We start from the raw sequence: 21,752 nt of genomic DNA on the forward strand, positions 1-21,752 counted from the left end.
CCCCTTACCCCGTATGCGCCTTCGGGCACTACGAATACGGGAACAGCCGGCGGAATGGAATGCAAAGAAGTGCGGGGGCGGAAATGGCGAAGGCCCCAAGGGATTACCTTGAGGCCTTCGGAATGGTGGTCCCGACTGGGATTGAACCAGTGACCCCTACGATGTCAACGTAGTGCTCTCCCGCTGAGCTACGAGACCACGGGAACCCTAGAACTGTCGCTCCAGTAATGGAGCGGGCGAAGGGATTCGAACCCTCGACCCCAACCTTGGCAAGGTTGTGCTCTACCCCTGAGCTACGCCCGCAAAGTGGCGCGAGTGACGGGACTTGAACCCGCGGCCTCCGGCGTGACAGGCCGGCGCTCTAACCAACTGAGCTACACCCGCGCTGAGGAGCGGCGCCTTTTACAAGGCTTCACCCCGACAGACAAGACCTAAACCTACCCAAACTCTTCAGAAGTGGTGGAGCCAAGGAGGATCGAACTCCTGACCTCTACAATGCCATTGTAGCGCTCTCCCAGCTGAGCTATGGCCCCACTATACTTCTGCTACCCTTCACCAACACTTGGAGTGTTGGTGCGCTTGGAGGGACTCGAACCCCCACGGCTTTTCAGCCACTAGGACCTGAACCTAGCGCGTCTACCAATTCCGCCACAAGCGCTTTCCCCGCACCGCGTTGGGCGCCGCGGGGAGCGCTTATGTAGCGGGATGGACCGCGCCCCGCAAGCAGAGAATTCACTCTCCGCGCATTTTTTTCCAATGCCCGTTCCGGCGGGCCAGAAGGGCCAGTCCGACCCCCACCGCAGTACCCGCGGCGATCCCGGCACCGATCCGCCACACCGTCCGGTTCACGTCACCGAACAGCGTCACACCGCGCAGGATGGTCTCCGCCATCGGCTCCGGCCGGTCGGGGTCGAGCAGGCGTTCGTCCACCAGAGCCACCTCCGCCTCGCTCAGCGGTTCCGGCTCCAGCGGACAGAGCGAGCGGCCGGACGCGCGCATCAGCCGGTCGACGGTGGCGGTCAGCGAGCCGGTGCCCTCCTCCATCCGCTCCACCTCCTCAACCGCCACGCCCAGATGCTCGGCCATCAGCCGCGTGCGGACGGAGCGGATGGCGCGGCAGGTCTCCGACTCTTCTTGCCGCCCGCCGGGCGGGCATTCGATGGCGAGGTCGCATTCGGTATCCAGCCCCTGGGAGCGGTTGTTGATGTTGGACGATCCCACCCGCAGGAAGCGGTCGTCCACCACCAGGACCTTGGCATGGACATAGATGCCCTGCCCGCCTTCCGTCACCGGGGCCAGGATGCGGAAGCGACCGTGGGGGTCGGCCGCGCGCAGGCGCTGGACCAGCAGCGAACGGGCGCTGCCCATCGCCTCCTCCTCGACCCAGCCGGGGGTTCGTTCCGGGTTGACGACCACGACCTCCGGCCCGTCCGGTTCCGACAGGCGGGCGGCGATGGCGCCGACGATGCGCTGCGAGGCGAAATACTGGCTTTCCAGATAGATGAACCGCCGGGCCGCGGCGATGGCGGCCAGATACAGCGCCTCGATCTCGCGCACGCCACGCTTTCCGGCCTTGTCCCGGCTCCCGTCCCCGGCCATCGGGTCGGTGCGGGCGATGGCGACGGGGATGTCGCGGAAGTCCGGCTCCAGATCGTCCGGCCAATGGGCCTCGGTCGGCGGCGGCGGGATCAGCTCCTCCCCGGTCGCCCGGCGCCAGCGCTCCCGCGCCAACTCGCCCAGGGCCCGCGCCGCCTCGCCGTCCACAGCGGTGGTCACGTCATGGAAGGGGCCATAGGGCTCGCCGCTCGGCCGCATCCGGCGGGGGTCGCCGTCGCGATGGTCGGGGGTATCCCAGCGGTCGGTGGTCATGTCGATGCCGCCGCAGAAGGCCAGCGCATCGTCGATGATGGCGATCTTCTGGTGGTGGCAGGCGCCGGGCGGATGGGCGGAGTCCAGGCGGAAGCGCAGGCGCCGGCTGCTCATCCAGTCCAGCAGGACCAGCGGCGTCCGGCCACGGAGCGGCATCTTCAGGACCGCGAGATCCCATTTCAGCACGTTGATCGTCAGCTCCGGCCGCACCCGGACGATCCAGCTCAGGAAATCGCCCAGCTCGTTCGGCACGCCCGGCATCGGATCGTCGGGCTCCAGCTTGATCCGGGTGTCGAAATCCCAGCCGATCAGCATCACCGTGTGGCGGGCATTGCGGATCGCCGCCTTGATCCGGGCGAAATAGGCGGCGGCGTCGATGATGACCGCCATCCGGTCGGCCTTCTCCAGCCGCCAGCAGGTCCGGCCGGGCACCAGGATCGGGCCGGCGCAGGGCTGGCCCAACTGACTGGCGGAACCCTGGAGATCGGGAGTTGGGCGGGCGGCGTCAGGCATCGCGGCCATGTCGACCATTCCTTCCGGCGTCGTGGGCGTCATCGCAAGGGCGGCAGCGGAGCCGCTGCCGTGCCTTGGATGAACCCGCGAAGCCTCGGGACGGTTCCCGCGCCGCGCTCAGCCCGCCCGGAATCGCAGCTGCATGCGGTGGCGGTAGGTCTCGCCGGGATCGAGCCGCGCCGACGGGAAATGGCCGATGTTCGGGCTGCCGGGGAAGCGCTGGCTTTCCAGCGCCAGCCCGGCGAAGCGGCAATAGGGCTGCCCGCCCTTGCCGATGATTGTCTCGCTGAGATAGCCGCCGCTGTAGACCTGCAAGCCCGGCTGGTCGGTCGCCAGCTCCATCCGCCGGCCGCTGGCCGGATGCTCCAGCAGCGCCACCGGCCGCAGCTCGCTGGCCGGCCCCTCCAGGCACCAGTTGTGGTCGAAGCCGAAGCCGCCGACGGCGTCCAGCGCCTCGCCCAATGCGACACCACCGCGCAGGTCGAAGGGGGTGCCGTCCACCGGGCGCACCTCCCCGGTCGGGATCAGGTCGGCGCCGACCGGCGTGGTGAAGCCGCCCTGCACCGTCAGCCGGTGGTCGCGCAGGTCGCCCGACGCGTGGCCGGCAAGATTCCAGTAGCTGTGATGGACGATGTTGACGATGGTCGCCCGGTCGGTCGTCGCCGTCATGAGGATGTCCAGCACCCCGTCGTCGCTCAGCCGGTAGCGCGTCGTCGCCGTCATCGTTCCGGGATAGCCCTGGTCGCCGTCCGGCGAGACGAGCGTGAAGGTGACGGCATTCTCCGCCTCCTCCACGGTCGCATCCCAAATCCGCCGGTCGAACCCCTCCGGCCCGCCATGGAGCTGGTTCGGCGGCTCGTTGACGGCCAGCGCATGGCGAACCCCGTCCAGCGTGAAGGCCGCCCCGCCGATGCGGTTGCCGTAGCGGCCGCAGATGGCGCCGAAATAGGCATCACTCGCCAGATAGTCGGCCACACGGTCGAAGCCCAGAACCACGTCCGCCTTCGCCCCGTCGCGGCCGGGCACCAGCATCCGCACCAGCCGGGCGCCATGGGCGATCACCGTCGCCTCCAGCCCGCCGGCGGAGAGGGTGAAGCCCTCCACCGGGCGGCCATCCACCGTGTCGAACAGGAAACTCTCGATGGGCATCACGCCTCCGCCGGTTCGCCGCCGCGGCCGGCCCAGACCGTCAGCAGACCCTTCTGCAACAGGATGAAGACGAACAGCAGCACGCCGATGGCGATCTTGGTCCACCAGCTGCTGAGCGTGCCGTCGAAGGTGATGTAGGTCTGGATCAGCCCCTGGATCAGCACGCCCACGAAGGTGCCGACGACATAGCCGTAGCCGCCGGTCAGCTGCGTGCCGCCGATCACCACCGCGGTGATGGTGTCCAGCTCCACCCCCGTCGCCGCCAGCGAATAGCCGGCGCCGGTGTAGAGCGAGAAGACGATCCCGGCCAGCCCGGCCAGCAGCCCCGACAGCCCATAGACCGCCACCGTCGTCCGCGCCACCGGCACGCCCATCAGCTCCGCCGACTGGCGGTTGCCGCCCAGCGCATAGAGGTTGGCGCCGAAGCGCGTCCAGTGCGCCAGCACGACCGCCGCGGCCACCACCCCCAGCATCAGCAGCGCCGGCAGGCTCAGCTTCAGCCCGAAATCGAAGCGCAGCGCCATGTCGTTCAGCTCGCCATAGAGCGGATGGTTGATCGGCACGGAGTCGGTGGTCAGGACGAAGCCCAGGCCACGGGCGATGAACATGCCGGCCAGCGTGACGATGAAGGGCGGCATCTGGAAGACATGGATCACCCCGCCCATCGCAGCACCAAAGCCGCCGGCGGCGATCAGCGCCACCGCGAAGGCGGCAACCGGATGCCAACCGCCCTGCTCGATCAGCACGGCCAGCAGCACGGTGGTGAAGCCGATCACGGCACCCACCGACAGGTCGATGCCGCCGGACAGGATGACGAAGGTCATGCCGACCGCGGTGATGCCGAGAAAGGCGTTGTCGGTCAGAAGGTTGGCCACCACCCGCCAGGAGGCGAAGTTGGGGAACTGCGCAGCACAGATCAGGAATCCCACCACCAGCACGGCGGTGGTGACGATCAGCGGCAGAAAGCGCTGGAGTGCTCCGGTCATGGTTTCGCCCCTCCGCTGGTCGGCGCCACCGGCGGCTTGACCGTCCCGATCGGCCGCGCGCCCTTGGGCCGCGGCAGCAACAGGGTCAGCGCCGGCGATTGCAGCAGCAGGACGACCAGCAGGACGCCCGCCTTGACGATCAGGTTGAATTCCGGCTTGAAGCCGCTCAGCAGGATGCCGGTGTTCATCGCCTGGATGATCAGCGCGCCCACCACCGACAGCACCAGCCCGAAGCGCCCGCCGAGCAGCGAGGTGCCGCCGACGACCACCGCCAGGATGGCGTCCAGCTCCAGCCACAGCCCGGCATTGTTGGCGTCGGCGCCACGGATGTCGGCGGTGACGATCAGCCCGGCCACCGCCGCGCACAGCCCGCACCAGACATAGACGGCGACCAGCACCACCGGCGTGTTGACGCCGGCCCCGGCGCTCGACAGCCGATTGACGCCGACCGCCTCGATCATCAGCCCCAGCGCCGTCGCCCGCACCAGCAGCGCCGTCACCGCCAGCACGGCGATGGTCAGCACCACCGGCATCGGCACGGTCAGGAAGGAGCCGCTGCCGATGAAGGCGAGCGCCGGGCTGGTGAAGGTGACGATCTGTCCCTCCGTCACCAGCTGGGCGATGCCACGGCCGGCGACCATCAGGATCAGGGTGGCGATGATCGGCTGGATGCGCAGGACCGCCACCAGCACGCCGTTCCACAGCCCGCACAGCAGGCCGGCGGCCAGCGACGCCGCCAGCACCGCCGGCAGGCTCCAGCCCGCCCCGGTCATGGTGGCGGCGATGGCGCCGGAAATCGCCATGACGGCGCCGACCGACAGATCGACGCCACGGGTGGCGATGACCATGGTCATGCCGACGGCGAGCAGCGCCACCGGGGCGCCGCGGTTCAGCACGTCGATCAGGCTGCCGAACAGCCGGCCGTCCTGAAGACGGATGGCGAAGAAATCGGGGAACAGCAGCCAGTTGGCCAGCAGAACGGCGATCAGCGCGCCATATTGCGGCAGGTTGCGCGACGGGCCGGGGGCGGACAGCGTCATTGCCGCACCTCCGCGCCCGATCCGGCTACATTGGGCGTCTCCGACGCGATGGCGGCGACGATGCGCTCCACGCTGACCTCCCCTCCCCTCAGTTCCGCCACATGGCGGCGGTCGCGCAGCACGACGACGCGGCGGCTGTAGGCGACGATCTCCTCCAACTCCGACGAGACGACCAGCAGCGCCATGCCGTCGGCGCACAGCCGCTCGATCAGGCGGATGATCTCGGCATGCGCCCCGACATCGATGCCGCGCGTCGGTTCGTCGAGGATCAGCAGCCGCGGCTCGGTCGCCAGCCAGCGCGCCAGCAGCGCCTTCTGCTGGTTGCCGCCGGACAGCAGCTGGATCGGCCGTTCGGCGTCCGGCGTGCGGATGTCGAGCAGGCGGATGAAGCGGTCGGCGATCTCCTCCTGGCGGCGGCGCGGGATCGGCTTCAGCCAGCCCTGCCGCGCCTGGAGCGCCAGGATGATGTTCTCGCGCACCGACAGCTCGCCGACGATGCCCTCCTTCTTACGGTCCTCCGGGCAGAAGCCGAAGCCGAGCCGCACGGCGTCGCGCGGCCCCTTCAGCCGCACCGCATGCCCGTCCACCGTCGCCTCGCCCTGGTCGGCGCGGTCCATGCCGAAGACCAGCCGCACCGTCTCCGTGCGGCCGGAGCCCAGCAGTCCGGCCAGCGCAACAACTTCGCCAGGCCGGATGTCGAGGTCGAAGGGCTCGACGCTGCGCGACTTGCCGAACCCCTTGAAACGGGCCAGCGGCGGACGGCTGTCCACCTCCGCCGGGCCGAGGTCGATGCGGTGGGCCGCCGCCTCCAGCTCCCGCCCCAGCATCATGGCGACGAGGTCGAGGCGCGGCAGGTCCGCCGTCCGCCGTTCGCCCACCAGCCGGCCGTTGCGCAGCACGGTGATGCTGTCGCAGACCTCATAGACCTGATCGAGGAAATGGGTGACGAAGACGATGCCGATGCCGCGCGACCGCAGGGTGCGCATCACCTTGAACAACACCGCCACCTCCTGCGCATCCAGGCTGGCGGTCGGCTCGTCGAGGATCAGCACCTTGGCCGACATGTCGACGGCGCGGGCGATGGCGATGATCTGCTGCGTGGCGACCGAGAAGCGCCCGAGCGGCGCCGTCACGTCGATCGACAGGCCATAGGGGTGCAGCACGGCCCGCGCCCGCCGCCGCATGGCGCCACGGTCGACCAGCCCCCAGCGCATCGGCTGGCGCCCCAGGAACAGGTTCTCCGCCACCGACAGGTTCGGCAGCAGGTTGACCTCCTGATAGACGGTGCCGATGTGCAGGCGCTGCGCCTCTTCCACCCCGCGCGGCGCGATCTCCCGCCCCTCCAGCGCCACGGTGCCGCCGTCGCGCTGATAGACGCCGGTCAAGGTCTTGATAAGCGTCGATTTGCCGGCGCCGTTCTCGCCCAGCAAGGCATGGATTTCGCCATGGCGCAGGGTGAAGTCGACGCCGTCCAGCGCCTGCACGCCGAGGAACGCCTTGGACAGCCCGCGGATCGCCAGCAGCGGAGCGGAGGGTGGTGCGGTGGATGCCGTCATGGCGGACCTCGCCGGATGCGCAACAAAATGTGTGGGGCCGCGGAAGGGGTGCTCCCGCGGCCCTCGACCTCAAACCAGATCAATAAGCGTCCTTGCGGCGCTCATACTCGGCCTTGGCTGTCTCGGGCGTGAACAGCGCCGATTCCGTCTGGATCCACTTCGGCGGCGCCTTGCCGTCCTTCTTGAAGGCGATCAGCGCGTCATAGGCGGGGCCGGCCATGTTCGGCGTCAGCTCGACCGTGGCGTTCGCCTCGCCTTCCGCCATCGCCTTGAAGATGTCGGGCACGCCGTCGATGGAGACGACCAGGATGTCCTTGCCCGGCTTCAGCCCGGCTTCCTTGATCGCCTGGATGGCACCGACCGCCATGTCGTCGTTGTGGGCATAGACGGCGCAGATGCCCTTGCCGCCATTCTCCGCCTTGATGAAGCTCTCCATCACCTCCTTGCCCTTGGCGCGGGTGAAGTCGCCGGACTGGGTGCGGACGATCTTCATTCCCGGATTCTTGGCGACGATCTCGTCGAAGCCCTTCTTGCGGTTGATGGCCGGCGACGAACCGACCGTGCCCTGCAATTCCACCACCGCGCATTTGCCGCCGGTCTGCTTGGCCAGCCATTCGCCGGCCACCCGGCCCTCATGCACGGTGTCGGAGGTGACGGCGGTCATGTAGAGGCTGGGGTCCTTGGTCTCGATCTGGCGGTCCAGCAGCACGACCGGGATCTTCGCCTCCTTGGCTTCCTTCAGCACCGAATCCCAGCCGGTCGCCACCACGGGCGCGATGAAGATCGCATCCACCCCCTGGGCGACGAAGGAGCGCACGGCCTTGATCTGGTTCTCCTGCTTCTGCTGGGCATCGGAGATCTTCAGCTCGATGCCGCGCTTCTCGGCCTCCGCCTTGGCGGTCTTGGTCTCCGCCGCGCGCCAGCCAGACTCCGAGCCGATCTGCGAGAAGCCGACCACCAGCTTCTTGTCGGCGGCCTGCACCGCACCGAGCCCGATGAACAGCGCCGCGGCGGCGGTGGCGGCGGAGATCACCCATTTCCTGGACATCTGTTTCACTCCCTGAGGGTTTATTGCCGTGCTTTTCGGATGGGGGGCAGGCGACGGAACGGGGTGCTGAAAGATCGTGATCGCAACCCGGTCAAATTTGTTCGCTATGCCCACTTTAAGTACCCAAAACCATAACTGTCCAATATGATTCTCGGCCGATGCGATGCTGAAAAGGATATGTCCAGTCGAAAGAAAGGCCGGGCAGCGGAAGGCCGCCCGGCCGCAGGATGCCCCGGTCCATAGATCACCGGGGCCGACGCACCCGAGGGAGAGCGCGCCGGGACGCAACCGCCGCAATGGGATGGAGAAAAGCACCGCGGCGGCGCGAAGCCGACAGAAAGGCCAGGACGTCGGATGGCCTCTTTTCGGAGCGCAGGGCTCTTAGAAGGCCAGATCGGTCCGGACGATGAAGATGTTGCCCTTGTCGCTGTTGGCAGCGACGTCGGAGCTGAGCTTGAAGTGGTTGTATTCCGGAGCGATGCTGAAGCCGGGAGCGACGACATATTTGGCGCCGACGGTGATCAGCTCGAACTTGCTGCGGCCGCGCACCGTCAGGTCGCCGGCGTCCTTGGCGTTCAGATAACCGACGCCGAGCGTGGTGGGTCCGAAGGTGTATTGCGCGCCGGCCGTCCACACGTCCTGCTTCTCGCGGCTGACGATGCCGGCGGTGCCGGACCTGGCATAGCCGCTGTCGCCCGACCAGGCATAGCTGCCGCCGACCTTCAGCCCGCCATAGGCCACCGTCAGGCCGGCATGGGTGGAGGACAAATCGTCGAAGCGCACCGCCGTCGCGCTGGACTCCTTGGCCTTGCCGCCCAGGTAGAACAGGCTGGCATTGACGGCGACACCGCCGAAGCTGTTGGTGTAGGTGCCGCCGACCTCGTAGACGTCGCGATAGGCGCCGGTGCGGTTGGCCGAGGCGAGCGCCACCTTGGAGCGGTTGACGTCGGTGCCGCTGCTGTCCGACGACGGCTGGTAGGAGGCGCCGAGCTTGAAGCCGGCGATCTCCGGCGTCCAGTAGGTGGCGCGGGTGGCGCTGTTGCCGGAGATCAGGGCGCGGATGTTGCCGATGGTGACCGGCGCATTGGCGGCACTGTTGCCGAGCCAGGAGGGGAAGGAGCCGTCGACGCCGCCGGTTCCCCAGTCGGACGGGGCGATGATGCCGCTGTCGTCGGAGGGGCCGTTCTCGACACCCATATGGACGGTGCCGAAGCTGCCGTTGACGAACAGGAAGGCACGGTCATAGCTGGTGGTTCGGGCATTGCCGGTGCCGTTCTCGGCCAGCAGGCGCAGGCGGGCGCCATATTCCAGACCGTTGTCGGCCTTGGCCTTCGGCGTCACCAGCAGACGCAGGCGGTTGCGGAACTCGGTCGAGCGCAGGCCGGCGTCGCGGTCCTGGTCGACATAGCCGGCCTCGAAATAGGCATCGCCGCCAAGGATCACGTCGAACTTGGACTGGGCGAAGGCCGGGGTTACCCCCAGGACGGAGACGAGCGAAAGGGTGGCTGCGCCAAGCAGCAGTGCGGATCTCACCATCAGCGTTTCCTCTTGTTCCGGTTTGTTTTTGCTTCGATAGCCAGTGTCGGGAGCGGTTTTTTCGGCAATGCGCGGGCGCACGCCGTGCCCGGCCGCCGAATCCGGCGCGCGGCCGGACCCGACAGCTTGTCCTGCGTCAGCGCTCCCTCCGACGCAGCCTTTGCGGGTTGGTGGTGGCGGTCAGGTCAATCCTGTCCGAGAGTCCCGTCGATGCGCCGCCACAGCCCCAGCGGATTGCCGTCGCGCACCGCCTCCGGCAGCAGCTCGGCGGGAATGTCCTGATAGCAGACCGGGCGCAGGAAACGGCGGATCGCCAGCGTTCCGACCGAGGTGCTGCGGGCGTCCGAGGTCGCCGGGAAGGGGCCGCCATGCACCATCGCGTGGCACACCTCCACCCCCGTCGGCCAGCCGTTCGCCAGGATGCGGCCGGCCTTGCGCTCCAGCGTCGGGATCAGCGCCGCCACCGCGGCCTTGTCCTCCGCATCCATCTGCACCGTCGCAGTCAGCTGTCCTTCCAGCGTCTCGGCCACCGCCTTCATCGCCGCGACATCGCCGCAACGGATCAGCAGGGAGGCGGCGCCGAACACCTCCTCCTGAAGTTCGGTGTCGGCGAGGAAGGCGTCCGCCGTGGTGGTGAAGAAGGCCGCCTGCGCCTGGTTCGGCCCGCTGCAGGCCATGCCGCGCGCCAGCGTGGTCACCGCGCCGCTGCCGGCCAGCCTGGCGACGCCGGCATCGAAGGCGGCATGGATGCCCGGCGTCAGCATAGTGGACGCCGAGCTGGCGCCGAGAGCCTCGACCGCCGCCGCGACGAAGCGGTCGAGGTCCGGCCCCTCGATGCCCAGCAGGATACCGGGATTGGTGCAAAACTGTCCCGCCCCCATGGTCAGCGAGGCGACGAAACCCTTGCCCAATGCCTCGGCGCGCGAGGCCAGCGCCGTCGGCATCAGGAAGACCGGGTTGATGCTGCTCATCTCGGCATAGACCGGGATCGGCTCCGGCCGCCTGGACGCCACCTCCATCAGCGCCAGCCCGCCGCGGCGGGAGCCGGTGAAGCCCACCGCCTTGATGCGCGGATCGGCGACCAGCGCCGTGCCGATCTCGTTGCCGGTGCCGAACAGCAGGGAGAAGACCCCCTCCGGCAGGCCGCAGGACGCGACCGCCGCCCGGATGGCGCGGCCGACCAGCTCCGAGGTGCCGGGATGGGCGCCATGGCCCTTCACCACCACCGGACAGCCGGCGGCGAAGGCGGACGCGGTGTCGCCGCCGGCGACCGAGAAGGCCAGCGGGAAGTTCGAGGCGCCGAACACCGCGACCGGCCCCAGCGGGATGTGGCGCTGGCGGATGTCGGCGCGCGGCAGCGGCGTGCGCGCCGGCATGGCCGGGTCGATGCGGGCCTCAAGCCAGCTGCCCTCGCGCACGACCTGGGCGAACAGGCGGAGCTGGCCGACGGTGCGGCCGCGCTCACCCTCCAGCCGGGCGCGCGGCAGGCCGGTCTCGGCCATGGCGCGGACGATCAGCCCGTCGCCGATGTCGAGGATGTTCTGGGCAACGGTTTCCAGGAAGGCGGCGCGCTGCTCCAGGCCGGTCTCGCGGAAGGCGTCGAAGGCGGCCCAGGCCAGGGCGCAGGCGCGCTCGACTTCCGCCGCGCCGCCGCCGCTGAAGACGGGGTCCAGCGCCTCGCCGGTGGCGGGGTCGACGGCGCGGAACCCGCCCTGGCCGCCGCGGTGGGCGCTGGCGCCGATCAGCATCTCGCCGGTGATGGTCATGTGGGTCTCCTTTGTGGGGGCGTTTTTGCCCCCTCCCTAGCCCCGCTTCGCGGGAGAGGGGACTGCCGCCGTCCTTTGCTCCCCCCCCCCGCAAGCATCCTGCCCCCTCTCCCTCGAAGAGGGGGAGGGATGGGGAGGGGGCATCCGCTGCAAGAACTCACCGCCCCCAGCGCAGCACCAGCGGATCGAGCCGCCGTGCCGCGTCCAGCAACCCGTCGCGGCTCATCGGATGCGGGTTGGCCGTCGGATGACGCATCGCGTCGGACGCGATGATTCCGCCCTCCTTCATCAGGATCTTCGCGGTGGCGATGCCGCACTGGCGGTTCTCATGGTTGATCAGCGGCAGCCAGCGCCCATAGGCCGCCACCGCCGCCTCGCGGTCGCCGGCCAGATAGGGATCGACGATCTGCCGGATGCCGTCGGGATAGGCGCCGCCGGTCATCGCCCCCGTCGCCCCGGCGTCGAGGTCGGCCAGCAGCGTGATCGCCTCCTCGCCGTCCCACGGTCCTTCGATGGCGTCGCCGCCCAGGTCGATCAGCGTGCGCAGCTTCGCCGCCGCCTGCGGCACCTCGATCTTGAAGTAGGACACCTGCGCGATCTCCCGCGCCATCCGCGCCAGCAACGGGGCCGGCAGCGGGGTGCCGCTCACGGGTGCGTCCTGGATCATGATCGGGATATCGATGGCGTCCGACACCCGCTGGAAGAATTCGACGATGCCCGCCTCCGGCACTCGGATGGTGGCGCCGTGGTAGGGCGGCATCACCATCACCATCGCGGCCCCCAGTTCCTGGGCGCGGCGGCTGCGGTCGGCGCAGGCGCGGGTGCTGAAATGCGTGGTGGTGACGATCACCGGCACCCGGCCGGCGACATGGGCCAGCATCGTCTCCATCAGCACCGAGCGCTCGTCGTCGGTCAGCACGAACTGCTCGGAGAAGTTGGCGAGAATGCACAGGCCGGTGGAGCCGGCGTCGATCATGAAGTCGACGCAGCGCTTCTGGCCGTCGAGGTCCAGCTCCCCCGTTTCGGTGAAGATGGTGGGGACGACGGGGAAGACTCCGCGATACGGGCGGGCGCTGGTCGGCATGGCAATGGGGTCCTTCATCGAAATCGGATCGGGGCTCAGCGCGGCAGCCGGCCGAACTGTCCTGGCGGCAGGCCGCGGACGCCGGGGTCGCACTCGAACAGCGCCCCGGCCAGCGGCTCCTCGGGCCGGCCGTGCGCCGCGGTGGTGACGAACAGCCGGTCGAGGGCCAGACCGGCGAAGACGCAGGAGGTGACGCGGGAGACCGGCAGAGCGATGGCATGGTCCAGCCTGCCGTCGGGGCGGAAACGGCTGACGCGGCCGCCATCCCAATGGGCGACCCACAGGCCCCCCTCGACATCGCAGGTCATGCCGTCGGGATAGCCGTCGGCCTCGCTGAAGCGGATGTGGACGCGCTTGCCGGACAAGCTGCCGTCGGCGCCGATGTCGAAGGCATGGACGGTCCGCGCCGCGCTGTCGGTGTGATAGATCGTCCGCCCGTCCGGCGACAGCGCCGGCCCGTTGGCGACCGTGTAGCCCCCGTCAACCATCGTGACGATGCCGTCGGGGTCGATGCGGTAGAAGCTGCCGGCCGGCGCCTCCTCCGCATCGTCCATGCTGCCGACCCACAGCCGGCCGTAGGCGTCGGCCTTGCCGTCGTTCAGCCGGTTGCCCGGTCGGTCGGGCTCGATCCGCGCCAGCTCCCCGTCGATCACCGCCCGGCCCGGCTCCAGCAGCAGGCGGACCACGCGGCGGGAGCGCAGGCCGGCTATGAGGCCGTTGCCGTCGGCGCTTTCCACCAGCCAGCAGGCGGCGTCGTCAAGCTCCCACTCCGCCCGTGCCCCATCGGACAAACCATGGCGCAGGATGCGGGAACCACGAATGTCGACGAAGAAGACGGCATCCTGCCGCGGGGACCACAACGGCCCCTCCCCCAGCAGCGCCCCGGCCTGCCAGACGCAACGCGCTTCCTGCGCCATGCCGCTTCACTCCCCCCTCGTACACAAGAGCGCCCATCTCAGGATTTGCGCCGGCAGCCATTTCAAAATTTGTTGACGACCCGAACGATAAGAGGCCTTTTGATAATCGTCCAATACGAAGATGGGCGTTTGCGATACCAAATGTCGTATCCCGGCATCCCATAGCCCGGTGACGGCGCCCGACCGGAGGCAACCACCCGTGACCCCGCAACGCTTCCCCCCCAACTGGTTCCAGAAGGCCCGGCTGAAACTGCGCCATCTCCAGCTGTTCGCGGCGCTCGACGAACACCGCAACCTGCACCGCGCCGCCGCCAGCCTGAACATGTCGCAGCCGGCGGCCTCCAAGCTGCTGGGCGACCTGGAGGAAACGCTGGGGATCGAGCTGTTCGACCGCCATGGCCGCGGGATCGAGCCGAACTGGTACGGCAGCCTCATGATCCGCCACGCCCGGATGATCCTCAGCGAGTTGCAGGAAACGGGAGAGGAGCTGAATGCGCTGCTCGCCGGGCATAGCGGCCGCGTGTCCGTCGGCACGGTGATGGCCCCGGCGGTGGAACTGGTGGTGCCGGTCATCAACAGCCTAACCCGCGAGCATCCCGGCCTGAAGATCGCCGTTGCGGTGGAAACCAGCGACGTGCTGGCCGAACGGGTGCACCAGGGGGTGATGGATTTCGCCATCGGCCGCCTGCCCGGCCATTTCGACCCCACCGCCTTCGAGTACCAGGAGATCAGCAGCGAGGAGCTGTGCTTCATCTGCCGTGCGGGCAACCCTTTGCTGCAGCTCGGCCGCCCGTTGGCCGCCGCCGACCTGTCGGACGCCACCTGGATCCTGCAACCGGTGGGCACGCTGCTGCGCGACCGGGTTGAGGCGCTGTTCCGCGCCGAGGGCGCCCGGTTGCCGCACAAGGTGATCGAAAGCGCGTCGCCGGTGATCTCGATGGCGATGGTGGCTGAAACCGAGTCGATCACCGTCTTCGCCCGCGCGCTCGCCCAGGTGTTCACGCCCGGCGGCTGCTACACGATCATGCCCTTCCACAAGCGCTTCAGCGTGGAGCCCTACGGCATCTTCTGGCTGAAGGACCGCCCGCTGTCGCCGGGAGCCCGCACCGTTCTGTCGGCCGTGCGTGCGGCGTCCGAACGCAAGATGCGTCAGGCCGCGGGACCGGCTGCTGATATCGAAATGAATATCGGTTTGCCGAATAATCATATTTGACAGTTATGGCAAAACGGAGGATTGCTAGGGACACAAACCATCGCGTCCCATGCCGTCCGCGACACCGAACGCGGGGGCAGCGAAACGCGTGCCGTAGAAACGGGGAGGATTCCGGTCCATGTCGTCTTCCAAGCGCTCTTCCTTCGGTTCAACCCTCGCCGGCAAACTCGCCGGCCTCACCGTCGGCCTGCTGATCGCCGCCGGCTCCGCAGCCGCCCCGGCGATGGCGCAGGACAAGCCGACCATCGGCATCGCCATGCCGACCAAGTCGTCGGCGCGCTGGATCGACGACGGCAATAACATGGTCAAGTATTTCCAGGAAAAGGGATACAAGACCGACCTGCAATATGCAGAGGACGACATCCCCAACCAGCTGGCCCAGATCGAGAACATGGTCACCAAGAACGACAAGGTTCTGGTGATCGCCGCCATCGACGGGACGACGCTGACCGACGTGCTGCAGAAGGCCACGGAGCGTGGCGTGAAGGTCATCGCCTACGACCGGCTGATCCGCGGATCCGCCAACGTCGATTACTACGCCACCTTCGACAACTTCCAGGTCGGCGTGCTCCAGGCCGCCTACATCGAGAAGGCTCTCGGCCTGAAGGAGGGCAAGGGTCCCTTCAACATCGAGCTGTTCGGCGGCTCCCCCGACGACAACAACGCCTATTTCTTCTACAATGGCGCCATGTCGGTGCTGCAGCCCTACATCGACAGCGGCAAGCTGAAGGTCGGCAGCGGCCAGGTCGGCATGGACAAGGTGTCGACCCTGCGCTGGGACGGCGCCGTCGCCCAGGCCCGCATGGACAATCTGCTGAGCGCCTACTACGGCAACAAGCGGGTGGACGCGGTGCTGTCGCCCTATGACGGTCTCAGCATCGGCATCATCTCGTCGCTGAAGGGCGTCGGCTACGGCTCGGCGGCGCAGCCGATGCCGGTCGTCACCGGCCAGGACGCCGAGGTGCAGTCGGTCAAGTCGATCCTGGCGGGCGAGCAGCGCTCGACCGTCTTCAAGGACACCCGCGAACTGGCGAAGGTCACGGTGGGCATGGTCGACGACCTGCTGGCCGGCCGCACCCCGCAGGTCAACGACACCAAGACCTACGACAACGGCAAGAAGATCGTCCCCTCCTATCTGCTGAAGCCGGTCAGCGTCGACTCCACGAACTGGAAACAGGTCCTGGTCGACGGCGGCTACTACAAGGAATCGCAGATCAAGTGAGTGAGCGGCGCTGGCGCGGATGCCCTCCGGCACTCCGCTCCAGCGCACCGCCGGACCATGCAGGCGGGCGATCGGGGGTCATCCATGGACAGCATTCTTGAGATGCGCGGCATCACCAAGACGTTTCCGGGCGTCAAGGCGCTCGACAACGTCAACCTCTCGGTCCGCGAGGGGGAAATCCACGCGCTGATCGGCGAGAACGGCGCCGGCAAATCGACGCTGATGAAGGTGCTGAGCGGCGTCTATCCGCATGGGACCTATGACGGCGAGATCCGCTTCTGCGGCCAACCCGCCGCCTTCCGCGGCATCGTCGACAGCGAGAAGCTGGGCATCATCATCATCCACCAGGAACTGGCGCTGGTTCCGCTGCTGTCGATCACCGAGAACCTGTTTCTCGGCAACGAGCAGGCGAAACGGGGCCGGATCGATTGGGTCGCCGCCACCGCGCGGGCGCGCGACCTGCTGCGCATGGTCGGGCTGACGGATTCGCCGGAAACCCTGATCACCGACATCGGCGTCGGCAAGCAGCAGCTGGTGGAGATCGCCAAGGCCCTGTCCAAGCAGGTCAAGCTGCTGATCCTGGACGAACCGACCGCCAGCCTGAACGAAAGCGACAGCGACGCGCTGCTGGAGCTGCTGCTGCGCTTCAAGGACCAGGGCATCTCCTCCATCCTGATCTCGCACAAGCTGAACGAGATCGCCAAGGTCGCCGACCGCGTCACCATCCTGCGCGACGGCACCACGGTGGAGACGCTGGATTGCCATGACGGCCCGATCAGCCAGGACCGCATCATCAAGGGCATGGTCGGCCGCGACCTTGCCGACCGCTATCCGCGCCGCGCCAGCAACCCCGGCGACATCCTCTTCCAGGTGAAGGGCTGGAGCGCCGACCACCCGATCCATGCCGGCCGCCGCGTCGTCAAGGACGTCGACCTGCATGTCCGCCGCGGCGAGGTGGTGGGCATCGCCGGCCTGATGGGCGCCGGCCGCACCGAATTCGCCATGAGCCTGTTCGGCCGGTCCTATGGCCGCAACATCCGCGGCCGGGCGTTCCTCGGCGGGCGCGAGGTCGATCTGTCCACCATCCGAAAGGCGATGGACGCCGGCCTCGCCTATGCAACGGAGGACCGCAAGCATTACGGCCTCGTGCTGGACAACGACATCCGCCACAACGTGACGCTGGCCAACCTGGACGGGGTCGCCAAGCGCGGCGTCATCCACCACGAGCGCGAGATCGAGGTCGCCAACGACTTCCGCCGCCGCCTGCGCATCCGCTGTTCCGACGTGTTCCAGCAGACGGTCAATCTCTCCGGCGGCAACCAGCAGAAGGTCGTGCTGAGCAAATGGCTGTTCGCCGACCCGCAGGTGCTGATCCTGGACGAGCCGACCCGCGGCATCGATGTCGGCGCCAAATATGAAATCTACACCATCGTCAACCAGCTGGTGGCCGAAGGCCGCGGCGTCATCCTGATCTCCTCGGAACTGCCGGAGCTGCTGGGCGTCGCCGACCGCATCTACGTGATGAACGAGGGCGCTCTGGTCGCCGAGATGCCGGCGGCCGAGGCCAGCCAGGAAAAGATCATGCACGCCATCATGTCGTCGACCGCGAAGCCTCCGGCGGTCACTCAGACCATGGTTGCCCGGGAGTCCCTGCAATGAGCGCCGAATTGAATCTGCCCGCCGCCGCGCCGCGCCAGGCCTCCATGGCCAAGTTCCTGAAGAGCCACATGCGCGATTACGGCATGCTGATCTCGCTGCTGGCGATCGTGGCCTTCTTCCAATACATGACCAACGGCACGCTGCTGCAGCCGTTGAACCTGACCAACCTCGTCCTGCAGAACAGCTACATCGTCATCATGGCGCTGGGCATGCTGCTGGTGATCGTCGCCGGGCACATCGATCTGTCGGTGGGCTCCATCGTCGGCTTCATCGGCGCGCTCGCGGCCATCCTGATGGTGCAGTTCCACCTGCATTTCATCCCGACCGCCATCCTCTGCCTGCTGGCCGGTGCGGCCATCGGCGCGGCGCAGGGGTACTGGGTCGCCTATTTCCGCATCCCGTCCTTCATCGTGACGCTGGCGGGCATGCTGGTGTTCCGCGGCCTCAGCCTCGCGCTGCTGGCCGGCCAGTCGGTCGGCCCCTTCCCGGTGGAGTTTCAGCGCCTCAGCTCCGGCTTCATCCCGGACGTCTTCGGCACGGCCGGCTTCCACACCACCACCTTCCTGCTGTGCCTGGTGACGCCGGCGGTCATCATCGGCCTCAGCGTCGCCGCCCGCATCCGCCGCCACCGCTTCGCCATCGAACAGGAGCCGCTGCCGCTGTTCCTGCTGAAGAGCGCCGGTCTGTTCGCGGTGGTCGCCTATATCGGCATGCTGCTCGCCTCCTACAAAGGGCTGCCGAACGTCCTGATCATCATGGCGCTGCTGATCGGCCTCTACGCCTTCGTCACCCGCGACACCACCATCGGCCGGCGCATCTATGCGCTGGGCGGCAACGAGAAGGCCGCCAAGCTGTCGGGCATCGACACCCGCCGCCTGTCCTTCTACACCTTCGTCAACATGGGCGTGCTGGCGGCGCTGGCCGGCCTGATCTTCGCCGCCCGCCTCAACACCGCGACGCCGAAGGCCGGCGTCTCGTTCGAACTGGACGTGATCGCGGCCTGCTTCATCGGCGGCGCCTCCGCCTCCGGCGGCGTCGGGCGGGTGACGGGTGCGGTGATCGGCGCCTTCATCATGGGCGTGATGAACAACGGCATGTCGATCCTCGGCATCGGCATCGACTGGCAGCAGGTGATCAAGGGTCTGGTGCTGCTCGCCGCCGTCTGCTTCGACGTCTACAACAAGGGCAAGGCCTGACGGCGGTCCAGCACCGCCGCCGCCCTGTCCCCGACCGGACATACAGCCATGACGCTCCCCACCCTCGGCCTCGTCGGTCTGGGAAAGATCGCCCGCGACCAGCACATCCCGGCAATCGCCGCCACCGGCCTGTTCGAACTGGCCGCCGTGGTCAGCCCGGACTGCGCCACTGCAGATGGTATAATGGGCGGCGTGCCGAGCTTCCGCTCCCAGGCGGAGATGCTGGCGGCCCTGCCCGGCCTGGATGCCGTGGCGCTCTGCACCCCGCCCGCCGTCCGCCACGGCCTGACGGTGGAGGCGTTGCGCGCCGGCTGCCATGTGCTGATCGAGAAGCCGCCCGCCGCCACCCTGTCGGAGCTTCACGATCTGGCGGCGGAGGCGGAGTCCGCCCGCTGCACGCTGTTCACCGCCTGGCATTCGCAGTTCAACCCGGCGGTGGAGGAGACCAGGCGCCGCTTGGCCGACGCGACCATCCGCAGCGTCGCCATCACCTGGAAGGAGGATGTGCGGCGCTGGCATCCGGGCCAGGACTGGATCTTCGCGGCGGGAGGCTTCGGCGTCTTCGATCCCGGCATCAACGCCCTGTCGATCCTGACCGACATCCTGCCGGCCCCGGTCTTCGTCCGCGCCGCCGACCTGCATGTGCCGGCCAACCGCGACACCCCCATCGCCGCGACGCTGGAGATGGGGGCCGCCCCCGGCTCCCGCATCGGCCGCATCACCGCCGACTTCGATTTCCTCCAGCAGGGCGAGCAGACCTGGTCCATCGTCATCGAGACGGCGGCCGGGCGCCTCGACCTCACCCATGGCGGCACCCGCCTGCTGGTGGACGGCGTGCCGGTGCTGGCCGAGCCCGACACCGAGTACCAGCGCATCTACCGCCACTTCCACCGGCTGGTGACGGACGGGGCGAGCGACGTGGATGGCCGCCCGCTGTCGCTGGTCGCCGACGCCTGCATGGTCGGCCGCTGGCACCGCACCGACTCCTTCGACTGGTAACGCCGCCGCAGCGACACACCCCCAACTCCGGCGCCGCCGATCCGGCCCGCGCCCCAACCTGAAACCGGTGTCGATATGACCGAGACGAAGCCCCCCTTCCCCCCCAGCGCCGACGGTTCAGAGCGGCGGCTGCGCTCGCGCGCGTGGTTCGACAATCCTGCAAACCCCGACATGACCGCGCTGTATCTGGAGCGCTACCTGAATTTCGGCCTGACGCGGGAGGAGCTGCAGTCCGGCGCGCCCATCATCGGCATTGCCCAGACCGGATCCGACCTAAGCCCCTGCAACCGCCATCATCTGGTGCTGGCCGAACGGCTGCGCGAGGGCATCCGCACCGCCGGCGGCATCGCCATCGAGTTCCCCGTCCACCCGATCCAGGAGACCGGCAAGCGGCCGACCGCCTCCATCGACCGCAATCTCGCCTATCTCGGCCTCGTCGAGGTTCTGCACGGCTATCCGCTCGACGGCGTGGTGCTGACCATCGGCTGCGACAAGACCACGCCGGCCTGCCTCATGGCGGCGGCGACCGTCAACATCCCGGCCATCGCGCTCTCGGTCGGCCCGATGCTGAACGGCTGGTTCCGCGGCGAGCGCACCGGCTCGGGCACCATCGTGTGGAAGGCCCGCCAGATGATGGCGGCCGGCGAGATCGACTATCAGGGCTTCATCGAGCTGGTGGCCTCCTCGGCGCCCTCGACCGGATACTGCAACACCATGGGCACCGCATCGACCATGAATTCGCTGGCGGAGGTGCTGGGCATGCAGCTGCCCGGTTCCGCCGCGATCCCGGCCCCCTACCGCGAGCGCCAGCAGGCTGCCTACGAGACCGGCAAGCGCATCGTCGAGATGGTGCGCCAGGACATCAAGCCGTCCGACATCCTGACCCGCGACGCCTTCCTGAATGCCATCGTCGTCAACTCCGCCATCGGCGGTTCGACCAACGCGCCGATCCACATCAACGCCATCGCCAAGCACATCGGCGTGCCGCTGACCGTCGACGACTGGCAGACCCACGGCCTGGGCGTCCCGCTTCTGGTCAACCTGCAGCCGGCCGGCGAGTATCTGGGCGAGGATTTCCACCGCGCCGGCGGCGTGCCGGCCGTGGTGTCGCAGCTGATGCGCCAGGGCCTGATCCGCGAGGACGCGCCCAACGTCAACGGCCGCACCATCGGCGAGAACTGCCGCGACACCGAGATCCTCGATACCCGCGTCATCCATCCCATCGACGACCCGCTGAAGATCAACGCCGGCTTCGTCGTGCTGCGCGGCACCCTGTTCAACGCCGCCATCATGAAGACCAGCGTGATTTCCGACGAGTTCCGCGAACGCTACCTGTCCAACCCCAACGATCCGGAGGCGTTCGAGGGCAAGGTCGTCGTCTTCGATGGGCCGGAGGACTACCACCACCGCATCGACGACCCGTCGCTGGGCATCGACGCCTACACCATCCTGGTCATCCGCGGCGCCGGCCCCATCGGCTATCCGGGTGCTGCGGAGGTGGTGAACATGCGTCCCCCCGCCGACCTGATCCGCCGAGGCATCCATTCCCTGCCCTGCATCGGCGACGGGCGGCAGTCCGGCACCTCGGGCTCCCCCTCCATCCTCAACGCCTCGCCGGAGGCGGCGGCCGGCGGCAACCTCGGCCTTCTGCGCAGCGGCGACCGCGTGCGCATCGACCTGCGCCGCGGCAGCGCCGACATCCTGCTCTCCGAAGCGGAGCTTGCCGACCGCAAGGCCGCGCTGGAGGCGGCCGGCGGCTACCCCGCCCCGCCGTCGCAGACCCCCTGGCAGGAGATCCAGCGCGGCATCGTCGACCAGCTGGATGAGGGCATGGTGCTGAAGCCGGCGGTCAAGTACCAGCGCGTCGCCCAGACGATGGGGATCCCGCGCGACAATCACTGACGGCTGGGAGCTTTCGGGCGAAGTGCCGCCCTACTGCAGTGCCGGAGGGCGGCACCCCTTTTCAAACACAGAGCCAAAGCCGGAACCGACGCCGTTC

Annotated in this window: 16 protein-coding genes and 5 tRNA genes; 6 read left to right on the forward strand and 15 right to left on the reverse strand. The window is 68.3% G+C overall.

Annotation, left to right across the window (positions count from 1 at the left end):
- Nucleotides 1-123 precede the first annotated feature (123 nt).
- From A6A40_RS14275 to A6A40_RS14345, 15 genes are all read right to left on the reverse strand, one after another.
- A tRNA-Val gene (locus A6A40_RS14275) sits at nt 124-198 on the reverse strand.
- 30 nt (nt 199-228) lie between these two features.
- Nucleotides 229-303 (reverse strand) — tRNA-Gly (locus tag A6A40_RS14280).
- A gap of 4 nt (nt 304-307) precedes the next feature.
- Nucleotides 308-384, reverse strand: a tRNA-Asp gene (locus A6A40_RS14285).
- A 73-nt stretch (nt 385-457) separates the two neighbouring features.
- A tRNA-Ala gene (locus A6A40_RS14290) sits at nt 458-533 on the reverse strand.
- Nucleotides 534-571: 38 nt separating this feature from the next.
- Nucleotides 572-658, reverse strand: a tRNA-Leu gene (locus A6A40_RS14295).
- Between the two features lie 74 nt (nt 659-732).
- Nucleotides 733-2,391, reverse strand: a complete 1,659-nt coding sequence (locus tag A6A40_RS14300) for a phospholipase D-like domain-containing protein (protein WP_063636312.1) — start codon at nt 2,389-2,391, stop codon at nt 733-735.
- A gap of 108 nt (nt 2,392-2,499) precedes the next feature.
- Nucleotides 2,500-3,531 carry an aldose epimerase family protein gene (locus tag A6A40_RS14305; RefSeq protein ID WP_063635965.1) on the reverse strand — a complete coding sequence of 344 codons (1,032 nt, stop codon included), beginning with the start codon at nt 3,529-3,531 and terminating at the stop codon, nt 2,500-2,502.
- Nucleotides 3,531-4,517 (reverse strand): galactofuranose ABC transporter, permease protein YjfF, encoded by a 987-nt coding sequence (gene yjfF / locus A6A40_RS14310; RefSeq protein WP_063635966.1) that lies wholly within the window; start codon nt 4,515-4,517, stop codon nt 3,531-3,533. Before yjfF ends, A6A40_RS14305 begins: the two co-directional genes overlap by 1 nt.
- Complete coding sequence (locus A6A40_RS14315; protein WP_063635967.1) at nt 4,514-5,557, reverse strand: ABC transporter permease; 1,044 nt, start codon at nt 5,555-5,557, stop codon at nt 4,514-4,516. Before A6A40_RS14315 ends, yjfF begins: the two co-directional genes overlap by 4 nt.
- The gene (gene ytfR / locus A6A40_RS14320; RefSeq protein WP_063635968.1) at nt 5,554-7,113 is read right to left on the reverse strand and encodes a galactofuranose ABC transporter, ATP-binding protein YtfR; all 1,560 of its coding nucleotides are present in this window, start codon (nt 7,111-7,113) and stop codon (nt 5,554-5,556) included. Before ytfR ends, A6A40_RS14315 begins: the two co-directional genes overlap by 4 nt.
- Before the next feature lie 79 nt (nt 7,114-7,192).
- A complete protein-coding gene (ytfQ, locus tag A6A40_RS14325; protein WP_063635969.1) occupies nt 7,193-8,161 on the reverse strand; it encodes a galactofuranose ABC transporter, galactofuranose-binding protein YtfQ in 969 nt (322 codons plus the stop codon).
- Nucleotides 8,162-8,542: 381 nt separating this feature from the next.
- Complete coding sequence (locus A6A40_RS14330; RefSeq protein WP_063635970.1) at nt 8,543-9,697, reverse strand: porin; 1,155 nt, start codon at nt 9,695-9,697, stop codon at nt 8,543-8,545.
- Between the two features lie 185 nt (nt 9,698-9,882).
- The gene (locus A6A40_RS14335) at nt 9,883-11,463 is read right to left on the reverse strand and encodes an aldehyde dehydrogenase (NADP(+)) (protein ID WP_063635971.1); all 1,581 of its coding nucleotides are present in this window, start codon (nt 11,461-11,463) and stop codon (nt 9,883-9,885) included.
- A 157-nt stretch (nt 11,464-11,620) separates the two neighbouring features.
- Nucleotides 11,621-12,565 (reverse strand): dihydrodipicolinate synthase family protein, encoded by a 945-nt coding sequence (locus A6A40_RS14340; RefSeq protein ID WP_236783684.1) that lies wholly within the window; start codon nt 12,563-12,565, stop codon nt 11,621-11,623.
- A 17-nt stretch (nt 12,566-12,582) separates the two neighbouring features.
- Entirely contained in the window at nt 12,583-13,464 is an 882-nt protein-coding gene (locus tag A6A40_RS14345) for an SMP-30/gluconolactonase/LRE family protein (protein ID WP_063635973.1), read from the reverse strand.
- Nucleotides 13,465-13,663: 199 nt separating this feature from the next.
- Here A6A40_RS14345 and A6A40_RS14350 point away from each other — a divergent pair, with 199 nt between their 5' ends.
- The 6 genes from A6A40_RS14350 to A6A40_RS14375 all read left to right on the forward strand — a co-directional run bounded on the left by A6A40_RS14350 (nt 13,664) and on the right by A6A40_RS14375 (nt 21,655).
- Entirely contained in the window at nt 13,664-14,677 is a 1,014-nt protein-coding gene (locus A6A40_RS14350) for a LysR family transcriptional regulator (RefSeq protein ID WP_063635974.1), read from the forward strand.
- 118 nt (nt 14,678-14,795) lie between these two features.
- Complete coding sequence (gene chvE / locus A6A40_RS14355) at nt 14,796-15,899, forward strand: multiple monosaccharide ABC transporter substrate-binding protein (RefSeq protein ID WP_063635975.1); 1,104 nt, start codon at nt 14,796-14,798, stop codon at nt 15,897-15,899.
- 84 nt (nt 15,900-15,983) lie between these two features.
- Nucleotides 15,984-17,558, forward strand: coding sequence for a multiple monosaccharide ABC transporter ATP-binding protein (gene mmsA, locus A6A40_RS14360; RefSeq protein WP_063635976.1), 1,575 nt, complete (start codon nt 15,984-15,986; stop codon nt 17,556-17,558).
- Nucleotides 17,555-18,754 (forward strand): multiple monosaccharide ABC transporter permease, encoded by a 1,200-nt coding sequence (mmsB, locus tag A6A40_RS14365; RefSeq protein ID WP_063635977.1) that lies wholly within the window; start codon nt 17,555-17,557, stop codon nt 18,752-18,754. The genes mmsA and mmsB overlap by 4 nt, the downstream gene beginning before the upstream one ends.
- Before the next feature lie 48 nt (nt 18,755-18,802).
- The gene (locus A6A40_RS14370) at nt 18,803-19,753 is read left to right on the forward strand and encodes a Gfo/Idh/MocA family protein (RefSeq protein WP_063635978.1); all 951 of its coding nucleotides are present in this window, start codon (nt 18,803-18,805) and stop codon (nt 19,751-19,753) included.
- A gap of 75 nt (nt 19,754-19,828) precedes the next feature.
- Entirely contained in the window at nt 19,829-21,655 is a 1,827-nt protein-coding gene (locus A6A40_RS14375) for an IlvD/Edd family dehydratase (RefSeq protein ID WP_063635979.1), read from the forward strand.
- The last annotated feature ends 97 nt before the right edge of the window (nt 21,656-21,752 follow it).

Origin of the sequence: Azospirillum humicireducens (assembly GCF_001639105.2) — a bacterium.
GTDB classification, from domain to species: Bacteria; Pseudomonadota; Alphaproteobacteria; order Azospirillales; family Azospirillaceae; genus Azospirillum; species Azospirillum humicireducens.